Origin of the sequence: Bacillus sp. FJAT-28004 (assembly GCF_001280845.1) — a bacterium.
Classification (GTDB): Bacteria; Bacillota; Bacilli; order Paenibacillales; family Paenibacillaceae; genus Pristimantibacillus.
The window spans coordinates 909,963-927,116 of the sequence record NZ_LGHP01000001.1 but is presented as its reverse complement, the minus strand read 5'-3'; the positions used below and the strand labels follow the sequence as shown (position 1 = coordinate 927,116).

The 17,154-nt window shown below is 48.4% G+C and carries 13 protein-coding genes; all 13 read right to left on the bottom strand.

Features of this window, described 5'->3' with window-relative positions:
• Nucleotides 1-42 precede the first annotated feature (42 nt).
• Nucleotides 43-939 (bottom strand): carbohydrate ABC transporter permease, encoded by an 897-nt coding sequence (locus tag AC787_RS03875; protein ID WP_054023587.1) that lies wholly within the window; start codon nucleotides 937-939, stop codon nucleotides 43-45.
• A 13-nt stretch (nucleotides 940-952) separates the two neighbouring features.
• Complete coding sequence (locus tag AC787_RS03870) at nucleotides 953-1,915, bottom strand: ABC transporter permease (RefSeq protein ID WP_063847483.1); 963 nt, start codon at nucleotides 1,913-1,915, stop codon at nucleotides 953-955.
• Nucleotides 1,916-2,071: 156 nt separating this feature from the next.
• Complete coding sequence (locus AC787_RS03865; protein WP_054023586.1) at nucleotides 2,072-3,733, bottom strand: helix-turn-helix domain-containing protein; 1,662 nt, start codon at nucleotides 3,731-3,733, stop codon at nucleotides 2,072-2,074.
• Nucleotides 3,705-5,513 carry a sensor histidine kinase gene (locus tag AC787_RS03860; RefSeq protein WP_054023585.1) on the bottom strand — a complete coding sequence of 603 codons (1,809 nt, stop codon included), beginning with the start codon at nucleotides 5,511-5,513 and terminating at the stop codon, nucleotides 3,705-3,707. Before AC787_RS03860 ends, AC787_RS03865 begins: the two co-directional genes overlap by 29 nt.
• Before the next feature lie 332 nt (nucleotides 5,514-5,845).
• Nucleotides 5,846-6,325, bottom strand: coding sequence for an RNA polymerase sigma factor (locus AC787_RS03855; protein WP_054023584.1), 480 nt, complete (start codon nucleotides 6,323-6,325; stop codon nucleotides 5,846-5,848).
• An 8-nt stretch (nucleotides 6,326-6,333) separates the two neighbouring features.
• Nucleotides 6,334-7,257, bottom strand: coding sequence for an ABC transporter ATP-binding protein (locus tag AC787_RS03850; protein WP_054023583.1), 924 nt, complete (start codon nucleotides 7,255-7,257; stop codon nucleotides 6,334-6,336).
• Nucleotides 7,258-7,346: 89 nt separating this feature from the next.
• Nucleotides 7,347-10,130, bottom strand: coding sequence for an FtsX-like permease family protein (locus AC787_RS03845; RefSeq protein ID WP_321166096.1), 2,784 nt, complete (start codon nucleotides 10,128-10,130; stop codon nucleotides 7,347-7,349).
• Between the two features lie 5 nt (nucleotides 10,131-10,135).
• Nucleotides 10,136-11,194: an efflux RND transporter periplasmic adaptor subunit gene (locus AC787_RS03840; RefSeq protein ID WP_054023581.1), complete on the bottom strand. Its 1,059-nt coding sequence runs from the start codon at nucleotides 11,192-11,194 to the stop codon at nucleotides 10,136-10,138.
• Nucleotides 11,154-11,906: an ABC transporter ATP-binding protein gene (locus AC787_RS03835; RefSeq protein ID WP_082360616.1), complete on the bottom strand. Its 753-nt coding sequence runs from the start codon at nucleotides 11,904-11,906 to the stop codon at nucleotides 11,154-11,156. Before AC787_RS03835 ends, AC787_RS03840 begins: the two co-directional genes overlap by 41 nt.
• A complete protein-coding gene (locus AC787_RS03830; RefSeq protein WP_054023580.1) occupies nucleotides 11,906-13,405 on the bottom strand; it encodes an ABC transporter substrate-binding protein in 1,500 nt (499 codons plus the stop codon). Before AC787_RS03830 ends, AC787_RS03835 begins: the two co-directional genes overlap by 1 nt.
• A gap of 153 nt (nucleotides 13,406-13,558) precedes the next feature.
• Entirely contained in the window at nucleotides 13,559-14,881 is a 1,323-nt protein-coding gene (locus AC787_RS03825) for a sensor histidine kinase (RefSeq protein WP_082360615.1), read from the bottom strand.
• Nucleotides 14,878-15,555: a response regulator transcription factor gene (locus AC787_RS03820; protein WP_054023578.1), complete on the bottom strand. Its 678-nt coding sequence runs from the start codon at nucleotides 15,553-15,555 to the stop codon at nucleotides 14,878-14,880. Before AC787_RS03820 ends, AC787_RS03825 begins: the two co-directional genes overlap by 4 nt.
• Before the next feature lie 397 nt (nucleotides 15,556-15,952).
• A complete protein-coding gene (locus tag AC787_RS03815; protein ID WP_063847482.1) occupies nucleotides 15,953-17,140 on the bottom strand; it encodes a metallophosphoesterase family protein in 1,188 nt (395 codons plus the stop codon).
• Between the last annotated feature and the right edge of the window lie 14 nt (nucleotides 17,141-17,154).

Genomic DNA, 17,154 nt, shown 5'->3' with positions numbered 1-17,154 from the left:
TAAAGGCTTTGCCCTTACATATTGCTTAAACTTGCACAGGATTCAGCCTTTGACGGCACCAACCATGATCCCTTTGACAAAATATTTTTGTAAAAATGGATAGACGCATACGATCGGCAAGATGACGACCATAAGAATTGCCGCTTTAATCGATTCGGGCGTATACTGCTGACCTTGCATATCGGCAACGTTTGCAGCAAGCAGAGGATTCATCCCCGACATCTGGTTGGCATCGCTAAGCACTTCACGCAATACAATCTGCAACACTTTGATATTGTTGTTCGTTATATAAATAAGGGCATCAAACCATGCGTTCCAATGGCCAACCAGTGTCCATAATGTAACGGTCGCAATGACAGGAGCGGAAAGCGGGATAATGATCCGAAAGAAAATGAACAGATCATTGGCTCCGTCCATGCGCGCGCTCTCCTCCAACTCATCCGGAATGGAATAGTAAAAATTTCGTAATATGATGATATTCCAAGCGGTTACAAGACCAGGCAGGATAAGAGCCCATACTGTATTCGTAAGGTGGAGGTTCTTAACCAAAAGGTAAGTCGGAACCAAGCCTCCCCCGAAAAACATCGTGAAAACCACGATCCACATCCAAAATTTCCGTCCCCAAAAATATGTCTTTGCAAGCGGATAAGCCATCATCGAGGTCACGAGCACAGTGAGCAGCGTACCTACGATCGTACGATAGGTCGTCCAATAGTAAGCCTTGAAGATCGTATCCCCGGAAAATATTCGTTTGTAGGCGTCAAGTGTAGGATGCAGCGTATAGAGATGCAAACCGATGAGCTGCGCTTCGGCCGGTTGGCTAAAGGACAGAACCACTTGCTGCCAGAAGGGATAAAGAATTGTAAGTGACAATAACATAAGAATCGTAATATTCATGAAATCGAAGATCTTCTCCGATTTGTTCTTTCGTATTTTCATCGATTGCTCCTTTCTACCAGATCGAGTGGTTAGTGAATTTACGGACAAACCAGTTACTTAATACAACAAGAATCATTGCAATGACCCCCTTACAGAGTCCTACTGCCGTTCCGAAGCTATATTGAAAATCAGCAAGCCCAATACGATATACATAAGTATCGATAATATCCGCCACGCCATAAACTACTGGATTGTATAAGTTCATTACTTGATCAAAGCCTGCATCAAGCACATGCCCAAGCTGCAATATAAACAGAATGCTGATTACGGGAAGCAAGCTAGGTAAGGTAATATGCAGCATTTGCTTTAACCGACCAGCCCCGTCTATTTTTGCAGCCTCGTAAAGTTCTCCGCTTATACTGGCAATAGCTGCCAGGTAAATAACACTTCCATAACCAAACTCTTTCCAAATGTTTGAGGTCACTAAAATGGTAAGAAAAGGACCAGGCTGTGTGAGCAGAACCTCTGTTTTCCAATTGAATAGGTTAGCAATCAATCCATAAAGACCATAGCTGGGCGATAATAATTGAAAAATCAATCCAGAAATAACGACCCAGGATAAGAAATGGGGTAAATACGCAATGGTCTGAAAAATCCGTTTTGCTTTCTCACGCACCACTTCATTTAACATTAATGCAAACACTATAGGCGCAGGAAAAGCAAAAAGCAGATTTAATAAACTGAGCCTTAGCGTATTGAAGAGCACGTGCATGATGGAATCTGATTGGAAAATCCGATCGAAATATTTCATACCTGCCCAAGGGCTCCCTAGGATCCCATCCATCGGATTAAATTCCTTGAAGGCTAACACCACTCCGTACATAGGGATGTATTTAAAAACAATAAAATAGATCAATCCCGGCAGCAGGAGCAGAAACAGGTACTTTTGCCTGGCAAGCTGGTTAAATGTTTGGGCCAGCTTCGTCTTGGGCACAACCACGGTCTGCTTATCTACTTGTGCCAACTGTTGGTTCATCAGCGGTTCCTCCTTAGCTTTGTACCTTATTTTAACAATCAGCACACTTAATTGAGAATGATCGTATTATGCATTTCATGATCGAATCATACCTGACCACATCTTTTTGCAGGTGACGATACGAAATAAGACCCCAAATGGGGTCTCAATTTCAAGCTATCTTGGTTTTCCGCTTGAGAATTCTTTGGGACTGATGCCCGTTACCTTCTTGAACATGCGGCTGAAGTGCTCGGTGCTTCCGTAACCGACCGCTTCAGCGATCTCGTAAATTTTATACAATCCTTCCGTCAGCAGTACTTTGGCTCGCTCAATCCGGTATTGATTCAAGTATTCAGAGTAGTTCACACCCAGTTCCTTCTGAACCAGTCTGCCAAGATAAGCGCTGGATATACCGAGATGCTCTGCAGCAGACTGTAAAGTGACCTCATCTTTGAAATGTCCTTGTACATATTTGATTAGTTGCCTGACCTGACTGTTCCCGGTTTCCATCCCCTCTGCGATTCGTTCCAGAATTTCTTGCAGTCGGCGATTCAAATCTGGTATGGCTTCTTGATCGTAGATATACTCGTTAAAACTTTGAATCAGGTCATCGCATACATTTCTCATCCCATACTTTTCTACGAAATCCGTCAAAACAAAGGTATATTTCTCATAAAGTCGCAGCATATCGCGAAAGTTTTCCGGAGTCACATGATCAGGATGTACAAATAAAGATTCCGGCGTTTTCAATAACAGCTGAGGATGGAACGCTGACAACGCATTGCGCAGAAGTTCCACTCTTTCGTAACTATTATATGGAGCAGCAACATTTTGTCCTACCCCTGTTTTTTGAATATCCTCATCAAAAAATAACTTGCCTTTTCCCTGAATAAAACGGAATTGACATGCCTCCATCGCTTGTACATATAACTTAGGAACGGTGTCTACTCCCGGTTTCTCCATACCGAAGCCGCCTGAAATCCGAAGGCGGAAGTAATGTTCGAGCGAGGACGATAGACTTGAAAACAAATGTATCCATCTTGATTTTTCTAGGTCGCTCTCTAAATTCACGATGTTAATTAGAATAACGAACGTTCCGGATCCGTTGTAGAAAAGATCTGCTTCCCCTGCATTATCCAATATTTCTTCCATCACATTCGTAGCCGCAAAAGCTAACAGCTGCTCATTTCCATTCCATCTTAGTTCAAGCAGTTTATGAAAATTATCTGCCGCCACGTAAAGCATGGCATGGCGCCCTCGGTCATAACGAATATTTAAGTAGTCCTTCCTCTGTGCCAGAAACTGTTCCTCCGTCACATAACCGATACAGAATCCACGAAGAAGCTGCTCTCTGATGTGTCTCCGATTGCGGAACAGCTCATTGTCCGCATCCTTCAAGCGGTTCAAATCTGCCTCCGAAAACCCTTCCAGCTTCACAAGCTGGTCCAGTTCCTTGCGCTCTGTATCTAACTGCCTTGCGAGTGTGTTCAACAAGGTAATAAAGGAGCTTGGATCCAGCTCCGTCTTTAATATATATTCCGAGGCACCCAGTCGCATGGCCTCCCGAACCAGTTCAAAATCATTATAAGAGCTCAGGATCACCGCTTTGGCATCACAGCCCAGCTGCCTTACTTGTCGAATGAGTTCAAGACCGTCCATGAAAGGCATTTTGATATCGGTCACTAGCAGATCTGCACCGTTAATTTTTATTGCCTCCAGTGCTTGTACCCCATCAAAAACTTTGGCAGTGACCACGTAACCATGTTGTTCCCACGGAATAAGCTGATAGACTGACTTCACCACCATCCGATTATCGTCCACTATAATGACTTTTTTCAAGGGATGGCCCTCCTTCTTTGTATATGCAGGGCAATCGAACCAAGGCCTCTGTACCCTTGCTTGGGATACTGATCAACGTTACCCCATACTGGGGACCGTAATACAATTTCAAGCGTTTGTCGACGTTCTGAACCCCGATTTTGTTTAAACGGTCTGGCAGTCGATCCTCCCCTGACATAATTTCTTCGATTCTTTCTTTACTCATTCCCACGCCATTGTCACAAACAGATATGACTAGCTCCTCCCCCTCCTTCCTTACCTTTATGGACAAGATAGGATCTGCTGGGGCCGAATTTAAACCGTGAAAAAGCGCATTTTCTACTAACGGCTGCAAGAGTAGATTCGGCATATATACATCCGTTACCTCGTCATTTATCTCGACCTCGAATCCCATCTCACCCATATATTGCATCTTATGAATCCGAATGTAATCTTTAATATTAGCTAATTCCGATCTTACGCGAATCAGCTGTCCTGAGCTTCCAAGGGTCCTCTGAAACAACCTGGCCAACACATGAAGCACCTCGGCTACCTGATGGGCTCCTTGCGTAAGGGCATATAATCGAATAGAACCTATTGTATTATTCACAAAATGAGGATTGATTTGGTACTGAAGCATATGCAGCTCGATTTCACCCCTCCGTTTCTCCTCATCGATAAGCCGTGCAACGGATTCCTTCAACCGAACGGCCATATAATTAAATGAACTTGCCAGAATATTAAATTCATAATCAAAGTTTGGCTCGATCTGGATATCAAAATTTCCATTCTGCATCTGCCTCATCGCCACTATCAGCTTTCGTACTGGTCTTGAGAGTTTTCGTGCGATAAACCAAGATAAGAATAGTAAAACAAGAAACAGCAGGACACTGAGAATCACAGTCGAATTGGCAATGGGCCGAATCTTTCCTATAAACACATCTTGGGGAATGATCTGAATGACCTGCATATCCCATTGTGGAAGACGGTAATACCCTATCATCACCTGTTTCCCATTCACTACCGAGGGGTAGCTTCCATTCATCGTATGCTCTGGCAATCCCGTAACTCCCTCAAAATTCAGGCGACTTCCAATCTTCTCACTATCCGTATGGGAAAGAATTTGTCCTCTTAGGCTGCTGATCATAACGATATTCTCTCCTTGTTCATTTCCCATTCGAAAAATATCCGAAAAAAACTTTTCTGGAACAAATAAGAATACACCTGCGTTATAAGCTTCTTCCTCGTGACGATCTATATTGTCGTAAAGTCTTCTTCCGAATATATAGTAGTTTTCCTTTCCTCCAGAATCCTTATTGATCATTTGCATCGTATGCATCTGAACTCTGCCTTTGTGTGACATCACGGTTTCATACAAATCTGTATTACCAAGGCCCTGCAGATCATTGCTCTGAACTCCCTTGAATCTGTATACCAACTGATTATTTTTATATAAAGCGACCGCTGCGACAGACTCTTCGCGTAGAAATAGGCCGTTCATGATAATGTCTAGTTTTCGGTAAACATCCCAGGTCTGAACCGTCGTCCGGTTAAAATCGCTATTATAAAAAATCGCTTTGAGATCAGTCGAAGAGACCATATAATCCATGTATTTTAGGTACATCCGTTGTTGAAAATCAAGGTTCTTGCCTATTTGTTCGAGGGCTGCCTGCATCGCTTGTCCGGCATTCTGCTTCGCGGCGTTAACGGATATCCAATAAGCGTACGTCCCCATTGTAATTACCGGCAGTAAAGTTACGACTATAAACATAATCAACAATTTGGATTGAACCGTTTTCATAACTCAGCCGTCCTCCCCTCTGTGTTCACCTTCGCTGTGAATCTTTATTATCACGTAAAAACTGTACAAATTAATACTGTAATAAATGAAATACGCTGTACTTTTCCCTCGTACAATACCGAAAACACTATAATTTTATCAATATATGGAAAAAGCTTTCCGAGGTACGTATGTACCTTGGAAAGCTTTTTCCATATATTATTTTGTCGAGATATCTTAGCCTCCGGAAACCACATTGCTATTGAACATCATTTTTGTTTGAAAACCACGCAACACCAATCATAATTCCTCCGAAAAAAGTTTGTTTTAAAAAGCGGCTGCTTAGTGCCAGCTTACAGCCACTTGGACAATTGTGCTCTGCCGCGGCGGATGTAGGACTTCACCGTGTTTTCGGAGCAATCGAGCAGGCTTGCAATTTCTTCATAGCTGAATTGCTTGTATATACGCAAGTATAACGCAGTGCGCATTCGTGGCTTGAATCGCAAAAGCAGTTGATACACAAGCCTTTCGAATTCCATATCGAGAACGGCTTGCTCAGGTGTGGTCTGGCTCGACACGGTATAATAATCAATCGGCAGAAAGGAAACCCGCTTCGTGCGGCGCCATTTGTCGATGAACAGTCGGTATCCGGTTTGAGACAGCCATGATTTCGGATTATGGGGCAAGCTGTCCTGCAGGCATAACCGCAAGAAAGCCTCCTGCACCAGATCAGCCGCTTCCTCGCGATTGCGGGTCAAATAGTACATTGATTTGTTCAAATAGACGGAATGCGCCGCATACAGATCATTCAGATCGGCTGCTTCCTGTTCCATGCGTCCACTCACCTCCGATCCGGCGAGGCGGAGGATGGCGAAGCTTCAATTGGTCCGAGTGTCACCCGTTTGCCATCGAATTCAAGCACCGCTTTGCCATCTACGTTCATCGCTTCCAAATAAGCCTTCGGAATTTGCAGCCGGCCGACGCGGTCAATGACTACATATTCTTTGTGCTGCGCGCCGAAGCGGGAATCGGTGACTCCCTCTGCCAAAGCGCTATTGCTGGCTATGCCTGAAGGAAATTCACCTGCTGCCTGCTTGATCCATTCCGAGCTGGTTAAGCCGTCGCGGATCGCAACGACCCGATCCACCTTGTCTGCAACGGAGAGATCATGCGTGACGATGACGATCGTGACTCCCATGTCACGGTTCAGGCGGCGGAATATATCGAGAATTTGCTCGCCCGTTGCGCTGTCGACCGAGCCAGTCGGCTCATCGGCGAGTACGAGCTGCGGGCGATTGGCCAGCGCAATCGCGATTGCCACCCGCTGCTGCTCGCCGCCGCTCAGCTGCGTAAGCCGGCTGCCCATCCGATGCTCAAGACCAACGGCGGTGAGCAGTTGTTTGGCGTAAGCCGAATCCACCTTGCCTTGGATAATCATCGGAAGCTCGACATTTTGCAGGGCGGTGAGGTAAGGAACCAGATTCCTCCCGTTATTTTGCCAAATAAAACCGACCGTTTTACGCTTGTATTCGATGAGTTGCTCTTTGGTCATCTTGAGCAGATTCCATGAACCTACGACCGCATGCCCTGCGGAAGGCCGGTCGAGGCCGCCCAGAATGTTGAGCAGCGACGATTTGCCGCTGCCGCTGTTGCCGATAATCGCCATCATTTCGCCCTGTTCGACTGTCATGTTCAGGCCCTGCAAGGCAACGACCTCAATGTCGTCGGTTTTAAAAATTTTTACCAATCCTTCGCAATGGATCATCGCAGAGCCTCCTTTGCCGTGTTGTTCATCAAATTGCGCTCAGAATACTCTTCATGAATAAGTTAAGTTGGAGAATCATTTGCATCAGGCTATCGTTCTTCGCCCAGCTTAACGGCCTGCGTGATGCGCAAACGCCGCATTTGCAAAATAAGCATGCTCACGCCAGCCGCCAGCATGATGCCGGTGGCGATATACAGCTTGAACGTATCCGCCGCTTCGAACACAATCCGGAAAGGCGGAACCTGACGCGATCCAAGCTCGCTTCCGCTTTGCAAAAACGGTAGGAAAAGACGGCTGGCCAGCGTGCCAAGTCCGATTCCGACCGCTACCGACAAGCCGATAGTCAGCAGCTGCTCAAGCAGCAGCATGCCCGTCACCTGCCCGCGGGATAGCCCCATCGCCCTCAATATACCTAACTGGACCACCCGGCGCGCCAAGGTGAAAAACCAGAAAATCAAATAGCCGAGCAGAGAGACAAGCAGCGAAATGAGAAAGCCCAGGCTAAGAATTCCGAACACGCCGCCTTGAGCCGGATGGTTCCGGCGCTCTCTGAGCTCGCCTCGCACATCCTCCACCTTGGCGACCGAGAAGCCGCGATCCGCCAGCGTCTCAAGTATCGGCACAAGCTTGGCGTCTTCCTCCAGCTTCAGCCATACATCATAAGGAGTTTTTTCGACCTGCTGATAAATATAGTCGAGGTTCGCTATGAGGAAATGCGCCTCCTCCGAATACAGGCTCGGCCAATAACTGACGATGCCGACAATAACAAAATCAACAGGCACATTATCGTATCCAACGATCATGCGCAGCGGGTCGCCTTCCTTTAATCCATGTTTCGCTGCAAAAGCATCCGATACCAGCGCGGCTTGCTCCGCCGTTCCTAGCGCATCGAGATATAGGTAGGGATGAACGGGAAATAAATCCTCGCGGAACCATGCCGCCTTGGCAAAATCATCGTTGTCGATGCCGACAAGCTTCCCCGTGCCAGCCGCCTTGCCGCTAATCTCGAATTTACCGGTTGCTTTCATGACCCGAGCGGCCCCCTCCACGCCATCCAGCTTGCTGAATGCCTCGAAGGACGGCTCGGTATAATAAATTTTATCTGGATCTTCCTCATCCTGAACGCCTTCCCATGCCGCATTGAGCACAACATCGCTTCCATATTGGTAGTGCGTGCGGTCCGACACGTTTACGTCAATCGTCCGGGCGGCCGAGGCATTGTAAACGCCAAGCCCAATCGTGAGGATAAGCAGGATCATCAGCGGATAATAGGAGACAGCCGACCTAGACATCTGAGTAAGCGTAAGATAAACCGGAACCGGCATGCTGTTCTTCATGACCCTGTTCCACAAACGGAGCAGCAGCGGCCAGAATCGCAAGCTGAGAAGCCCCGCTGCAAAAATAAGCAGTGCCGGAATGACGAAGATCACGGGCTGTATTTCTGCAGCGCCGCCGCTCTCGCTAACGGAAGCGATTTGACCGGTATGCAGCAAGTACCAGCCTGCCGCCGCCAAACCGCATAATGCAACGTCCAGATACAGCCGCTGCCAAAACGGCGGTCTGTCGGCTCTAGCCCGCTGCTGCGTATGCTGTATGATGGAATCGCCTGCGTACGCCCGAATCGGGGCAACGGTAGCGAAGACAGCCAGCGCGGTTGCCCCGATGCCAAACAGCCAGGAATCCCTATTCCATCCGACAGGAATCGACTTGCGGCCGACGAACGAAAGGAAGCCGCTGGAGGAGCCGATCGTTTTGGCCATCAGCCAGGCGAGAAAAAGGCCAATCAGCAATGCGGCGCAGCCGAGCAGTATCGCTTCGATTGCATACAGCATCGTTATCTGCTTTGGACTCGTGCCGCGGCTTTGCAGCACGGCAATGTCGCTTCGCTGCCGGGCGAGAGATTGCTGCGCGTTTAGCGTTATAAAATACATCACCATCGCCAGCACCGGCGCTGCAAGCGCGAACAGCATCGCCTGCAGCATCAGGCTCTGCCGCTGGAAATCGTACAGCATGTCAATAAAATTCAAATTAACCTTCGTGTTCTCCAGCATTTGGTGCAGATTGATCTCCAGCCGCTGCAGCTCGGATATCAAAGGCGACAGATCGCTAATCCGAATATCCTGCAGGTCGAACGCATAGAACCAGCCGGCAGAATCTAGATTAAACTTGTTTTCTGCAAGCAAGGTATCGATCATTGTTTTATGGTTAACGATTAGCGAATCGGCCAGTTTTTCTTTCCCGTCAATGGCCCAGCGCAAATCCGTCTCGTCTTGCAGCTTGTAGGCTCCTACAATCCGCACGCTCAGCCGCTTGGTACTGCCGCCGCTATTTTTCGCATCATAATAGAAGGAATCGCCGATCTTCCAGCCGTAACGGCTAAGCGTCTCGTTCAGCACGATCGCTTCAATGACGCCGCCTTGCATACCGTCGCGAGGCAGCTTTCCCTCCACGAGCTCGGTCAGCTCGGGAATCCCGCTCTGCGACGCAAGCTCCATGCGGACCAATCGGTTCGTGCCTCCAGCTTTGGTATTGGCGGATCGCACAGTAGACATTGGCAGGCTGAATCGGCTTGAGGATCCTTGCTCGGGAAAGCCTATCCTTCCGGAAAGCTCATCGCTAATCCATCGTTCCGCTTCGGCAAGCCCCGCCAAATCGGTCCCGCCATTGCCATCCGACTGATATTTCATGTAGAGCGAACCCGCAGGCAAGCCTTTTGTCTTTTCCTGGAGCGATTTGACGACAACCCGCTTCAGTGTGCCGTCCGCATACATCGGAATGCTCATGGCAAACGCCGCCGCTACCGTCAAACCGACCAGCGTGCTTAGCGTGAACCAGCGATTTTGCCACATTTTCAGGAGGAGATAAATCATCATTCGCATTATTTCCCCACAACCTTCTGGTTCTCCTGAAGCCCTTTGATAATCTCCACTTCCGATGAGGTTTTGATGCCGATTTCCACATCCACCTCGCCTTTGCTGCCGTCCGCATTCGCCACAAGCACATAATTGCGGCTGTTTTGCGTCCTTAGCGCCGCGAGCGGAATGGTCAGCGCATCCTTGCGGCGCTCCATAATAACGGAAGCGGACAGCGGCGTGCCATGGGCAACGCCCTTAGGCAGCTTCGGCAGATCAATCAGCGTGAACGAATCAAGCGAATTCTGATCCTTATTCTGATCCCCGCTCTGAACCGGAAGCCTCCTCACCGAACCTTTATGATCACCGGCCGTATTTATGCTGACTAATGCCTCCATGCTCGGCGCAATGCTTTTCAGATCCTCCGAACTGAATTGGACGGCGACAACAAGCGAATTCATATCCGCGATCTGGCCAACTTTCTCGTACGCCTTCGTCATATCGCCTTTCTCTGCCGTAAAATTAACGATCGTTCCAGCGTATGGGGCGGTCAGCTTCGATCCTACCAGCTTGCTGCGCAAGTCGCCCAGCTCCTCCCGCAGCAGCTCGTAGTCGAGCTGCAGCTTTTTGAGCAATACCTCATCAGCTTCTTCATTGCGCATCATTGCCTTCAGATCGAGCTCAGCTTTCTCCACATCGATCTCTTTTCTGCGGATTTGGCTTTTTGTATCGCCCATATTCAACACAGCCAGCACTTGTCCTTTTTTCACCTGATCGCCGGCTTTCACGTATACTTCTGAAACGCGCAGATTTTCCTCGGTAAAAAGCAGATTTTCCTCCCGCTTTGACATCAGCTTCCCGGAACCGCTCACCTTCAATTCTAAAGTGCTGCGTTTAACCGGATACTCTGGCTTCTGCGAAATTTTTGGAACCTTAATAGCTGGCAGCTTCTCCTGCTCTTCCTCCTGTGGAAGCAGCGAACAGCCTGCAAGGAGCGACACGGACATCGCCGCGAGCAGCAGTTGAGCCGCACAACTTTTTGCTTTATTGCGGCACGATTTGGCCGTCAACCATTTGGTATACAACGTCGGCCACCTCCCATAAAGTGGAATCATGTGTAGTCATACAGATCGCGATGTTCTCCACTTCGATAATATCCCGGAATACCTTGATAATGCGTGCTGCCATTTGCGAGTCCAGCTCGGCTGTCGGCTCGTCCGCGAGCAGAAGATGGGGCTTGTGGGCAATCGCTTTGGCGATAGCCACCCGCTGCTGCTCTCCGCCGGACAGCTCGAACGGGCGATGAGACGCCCGTTTCGTTAGACCGACGAGATCAAGGCAGTGGTCGACCCGCATTTTCCATTCCGCCTTTGGAATGCCCGCCATGCGCAGAGACAGCTCGACATTCTCCCATGCAGAAAGCATCGGCAGCAGCGCAAATGATTGGAAAATAAATCCGATCTCCCGCCGCCTTATGACGGTCAACCGCTTGTCGGGCCATGCGTGAAGCGGGCGGCCGCGGAAATTCACCTCGCCTACCGTCGGCCGGTCGAGCCCTCCCAGCAAATTAAGCAGCGTCGTCTTCCCTGATCCCGATCGGCCCCGAAGCATGGTAAGCCGGCCCTCTCCGATCGACATCTCAATTCCTTTCAACACCTCGATGCTTCGGCTGCCGGATACGAAGCTTTTGCGGACGCCCCGTACGTTCAGAAGCGGCTCGCTGTTCTCCCTATCGGCTGCAACAGGCGAAGGCGCATCCGCCTGCCGCTTCAGCAAGTCAAGATTTAAGTCGGCCATTACTTCGTATCCGCATCAAGAATAGATTGCGTCAGCAAATCTTGCCCTTGCGACTGGATCGTTTTCAGCGCATCATCCACCGATTGACTTCCTTCCACAACCTTCTTGATCTGCTCCGAAGCCAGCTTCGAGAGAGAATCGTCGAAGCCCTTCGGCAAATCCTGCATCAAGCTTTGCTGATTCACGCCAAGTTTATAAAAGGCATCTACGTTTTTACCGTCCACTTCTTTCTTAAAAGCGGTCCGCGCCGATAGAGAAGGCGATGACAGTGAATTCGTCTTGGCTAATTGTTCGCCATTCGCGTATTTCAAAAACTCCCATGCGGCAGCCAGGTTATCAGTCGATGCGTTGATGGAGAAGACGCTATCCAGGCTCGTGCCCCCGCTTACATCAGGCTGGGACGGGTCAACCGGCACAGTCACGACATCCCAGTTGACATTACCAAGCGGTTGGAAATTGCCGCCGGGATTGCTCGTAGAAGAGCTCGAAGAAGAGCTTGAAGAGCTAGAAGAGCTAGAAGATAGACCGCCCCCCGACCCCATGTTCGCGCCCATGCCCAACGTACCCATCAACATTGGACCATCGATCGTCATTGCTGCTTGACCGGTCATAAACCTCATTGAATCTGGGCTGAGATGAATCACCTTTCCTCCCATCCCACCCGTAGAGGCTGCTCCTCCTCCTCCGCCGCCCTCAGAAGGCATAGAAATGCTGCCCGATTTATACCCGTTGATCACGGATTCAAAAATCGACTTCCACTCCGGCGTCTCAAGCGATACGGTCTTCGTATCCGCATCGGCATAAAGCAGCCCTTTCGCTTCGCCGATCGTGCGGATGAGCGCAAACGGATCGAGCGTCTCGGATGACTGGAGCAGGCCGTTCAAAGCATCGTCGCCATCTTTCTTTACTGGAAAACGGGACGCGAGCTGCATCATTTCCTCCCAGCTCATCCCATCGGTCGGATATGAAATGCTATGTTTGTCGAACATATCCTTATTGTAGTAAAGTGCCTTGCTGGAGAAATTCGGGCTTAACCCATACAGCTTGCCGCCTCCCCGCGCCTTTAGCAGATCGATGACAGAGGGCTGGAAGTTGTCTAGGTCGAACTCATCCTGCTTCACAACCGCATCCAGATCAAGCAGCGCGCCATCCTTAGCCAGTTCGGCATACTGATCTTCCCACAAGAACATCACATCCGGCTGCTGCTCCTTCACAATCCGCTGCATCTCAGCTAACGGGTCCTCCGCGCGAAACACCGATTCTGTCGAGACGACTTCCAAATCAACTTTCGGAAACATCGCCTGAAAAGCGTTGCCATACTGCGTATAAAAGGCTTGTTCGTTAAAATAAGCAATTTTGAGCGATCCGGCTTCTTCCTTATTCATTTTGGGTACTTCTGGTTTATCCTTGCTGCCTCCCTGCGACGTGCAGGCCGTCAAAGCAACCATTAATGACAGCGTCAAAATCAATAGCCCCGTTTTCTTTTCCCGTTTTCTCATCTTTCCATCACCCTTCAATTGTTAATAGCTTCATTGCCTAGTATGACGCCGGATTCTTAGAAAGCGGTTAGAGAAGCTTAAAGGAAGCTAAAGCGACGCTGAAAAGAAAATAAAAAAAAGCCCAAAGGCTGCTCCCTTTGGACTTTAATCTTGTTATTTTGGCAGGCTGATGAATACTTTGGTTCCCGTGGATCGTATGCTCTCCACCCGTATTTTGCCTCCATGATGCTCTACGATCCACTTTGCAATAGCCAGTCCAAGGCCTGTGCCTCCTTCTTGGCGGGTGCGGGTTTTATCTCCCCGATAAAAGCGGTCAAACACATGAGGCAAATTTTCCGGTTCGATTCCGATTCCAGTATCCTCTACCACGAGTTGGACAGAATGAGCCAGATTGCGGCATTTGACACGGACTAAGCCGCCCTCCTGCGTATATTTGATCGCATTGTCCAGTACAATCACAAGCAGTTGGTGAAGGCGCTCCTCATCCGCATTCATCGGAATAGACGAATTAATTTCGGTGTGCAAAATAATGTCCTTAATCTCCGCCAGCATCTGCATCTTGCTTACGCAGTCCTGAACAATTCGGTCGAACTGGACCGGATTGATGTCAAGCTCCAGTTGGTTCGAGTCCGACCGCGCCAGCATCAGCAGGCTGCTGACTAACTTGCTCATTTGCCTCGCTTCCTGCAAAACGGTCGATATATGCTTGCTATCCTGCTCAATTGTATGCTTGGGATGACGCAACATTAGCTCGGTGTGCGCTTGAATGACCGACAGCGGCGTACGCAGTTCGTGGGAAGCGTCCGCTACGAATTGCTCCTGCTTGTCCATCGAGATCCGAATCGGTATAAGCGCGCGGTTAGCCAAATAATAGCCGGCAGCGACGGCGATCACAAGTCCCACAATACCTCCACACAACATGATGTAGGCTAAGCGGCGTAAAATTCCGACTTCAGCGGAAATATTTCTGAGCAATTGCTGCTTCGCGACGATGTACGAACCGCTGCCGGTTCCGTCAGTAGACGAAACGTTCAACATCCCCGTAAGCTTTGGCTTATCCACATTTAATACCCGGAAAGTCTGATCGCCTATCTTTACCGATTGCAGCTTCTTCCCGAGCTTGCTGGGAGTAAGCAGCTTCAACTGCTCCGCATCAAATTGGCCTTCGCCTGGCAGCGGAATTAGCTGCTCATCTCCCGTCCAATACAACTGGATGATCGGTCGATCCATCCGACCCGCCTGAAACAGAACAGATTTCACTTCAGTAGCATCCGAAGTCGAAGTCGCATTTATCTGACTTGGCACGGTAGTAGTCATCATCGTCTGATCTTGTGTATCCGTTAATGAACGGTCAATTTGGTCAAGCAGCATTTGTCTTGTGATCAAAAAAATGGACATATTGAGTGCGATCAAAATGAAGGATAACACAGCAGCATTACGGATTGTAAGTTGAATGCGGATTCGGTTAAACATCATATTGTCTCCTTCATTAAATAACCGACTCCACGGATGGTATGAATGTAGCGGTCGCAGCCGGATGGGGCCAGCTTCTTGCGCAAATAATGCACATAGACGTCAATGACGCCGAGTCCCGCACCGGTATCGATCCCCCACACCCGGTCCAGCAACTGCTCCTTCGTCAAAATTTGTTCCCGGTTAAGAAGCAGATACTCCAAGAGCTCAAACTCCTTCACCGTAAGCTTAAGCGACTCACCGTTCGCATACCCTTCCATCGTCTGGCATTTCACGGTGAGTTGGCCGTATTTCAGCTCTCCGTCCGGCGCTCCCCCTGACTGCCTCCGGAATAAAACCCGAATCCGCGCCAGCAGCTCCCGTATGGCAAATGGCTTGACGATATAATCGTCAGCCCCGGCATCAAGCCCCTTCACCCGATCCTCCACGCTGTCTCTCGCTGTCAGCAGCAGGATAGGCGTCGTAATCCCTTGCAATCTCAGGCTATGGAGAACAGAGAGCCCGTCCATGCCGGGAAGCATAATATCCAGCACAATTAAATCTTGAATTCCCTGCTGCGCCAAATATAAGCCATCCAAGCCATTTTGCGCCTCATCGACTTGGTATGCTTCTTCTTTCAGCACCGTCACCACCGCATCAAGCAGCGGGCGGTCGTCTTCCACCACTAAAATTCGCAATTCACCCGCCCCTTTGTTAGTATTCTTGACATGGGTTAGGCCTATTTTACACTACGAACCTTAATGAAAGGTTAGAAAAACAGGTTATTCACTCCGCCAGGTTGAAAAAACCTATACCAATTTTTGCAAACAAAAAGAGGCTTTGCATCCGTTCGATGAACGGATGCGAGGCCTCTAGTTTAACGTGTCGTTGACTAAAATGTGACAGACCGGGCTTATTTGTCGCCCTGATACTTCTCGATAAAGTTCGTATCAAATTAATATTTGGCGATGAATACAGGGTATTCATTACAAGTAATTTACACAAGAGCACGGCAGTGTCCATATTTATTCCAGAAAATATAGACGTACAAGAAATCGTGTAAGTCGCTGAAATGGCAATAGCCGGTAAAGAGTCTCATGACTCATTACCGGCTGTTGTTACATCAAAAGGCATACGAGCCATCTCCGTGTTCAACGTTTCCCCCAAATAAATCATATCGTAGCTTCCAACAGGAAGAGTCAGATCACTGAAAAGCACCTTCCCATTTGGCTGGCTAACCGTATTTGTCTTAATACAGGCAATTGGATTAATGGGATCAGTCTCACTCGGCCTTGCACCTCTTATGTAAATGCCGAATGCATCTTCTCTCAGCGAACCTACATATGTGACCTCAATTTGTTCGTATGGATGATACACAGCTTTGTTCATGTTCATTATCGGTTTACTGAGTGTAAGATCGGGATCTACGGAAGGGTCCACCACAGGAATTGTCACAGGAAGCTTTACTGTGTATTGAGCATCAGCAACCCATGATTTCGAGGCAAAATTCCTTCCTTTTACCACTACTTTATCATCCCACACTTCTACGTAATATCCCTGAGAACCATCCTTCAACACATTGTTATCTGTCCATAAATACGCTACGGAAGCTGCATTAAACATGGTTGCATACTTGGCGTTGTACATCGTATCCCTCGCACCCAGTTCCCAGTGGGTATGACCGGTAAATACGATGGATTGAGGGTGTTTGGCGAGAATCATCTTCAATTCTTTGTCCTGCCTGATACCATGCCAGCCGAACTCGTTTTGCGATCCTGCGACTGTATCCTTTAAAGGTTCATGAACAAAAATAAACTTCGGTTTCTCCGCCGATTCATGCTCGGACAACTTATGATCCAACCACTCAAGCTGGGACTCTGATAAATAAGAGGAGTCTTTCAACCCTATCTCTGTTCCAAGGAATATAAAATGATACCCCTTCATCCAAAAATCATAATACTTCTTATCTATCCCTGTGTTTGCTATGAATAAAGAAATTTGCTTATCAAAGTCTTTCCAACGCACATCATGGTTGCCGTAAGTAAAATACAGGGGCGGCAAACCCTCCATGTTGTCCTTCCAAATACATGCCATAGTTTCATATTCCGCTTGTTTTCCATTTTCCGTAATATCACCGATATGCATGATCCCGTGACTATCAGGAAAAGTTGCCACTATATCTTTTAAAGCCTGATCAAAATTCTGGGAATATGTCCCCTCTAAAGAAGCTTCAACATGTGTATCTGTAATGACTATGAACTTGAGATTTGGTTTCTTAACCATTCACTTTCCTCCCT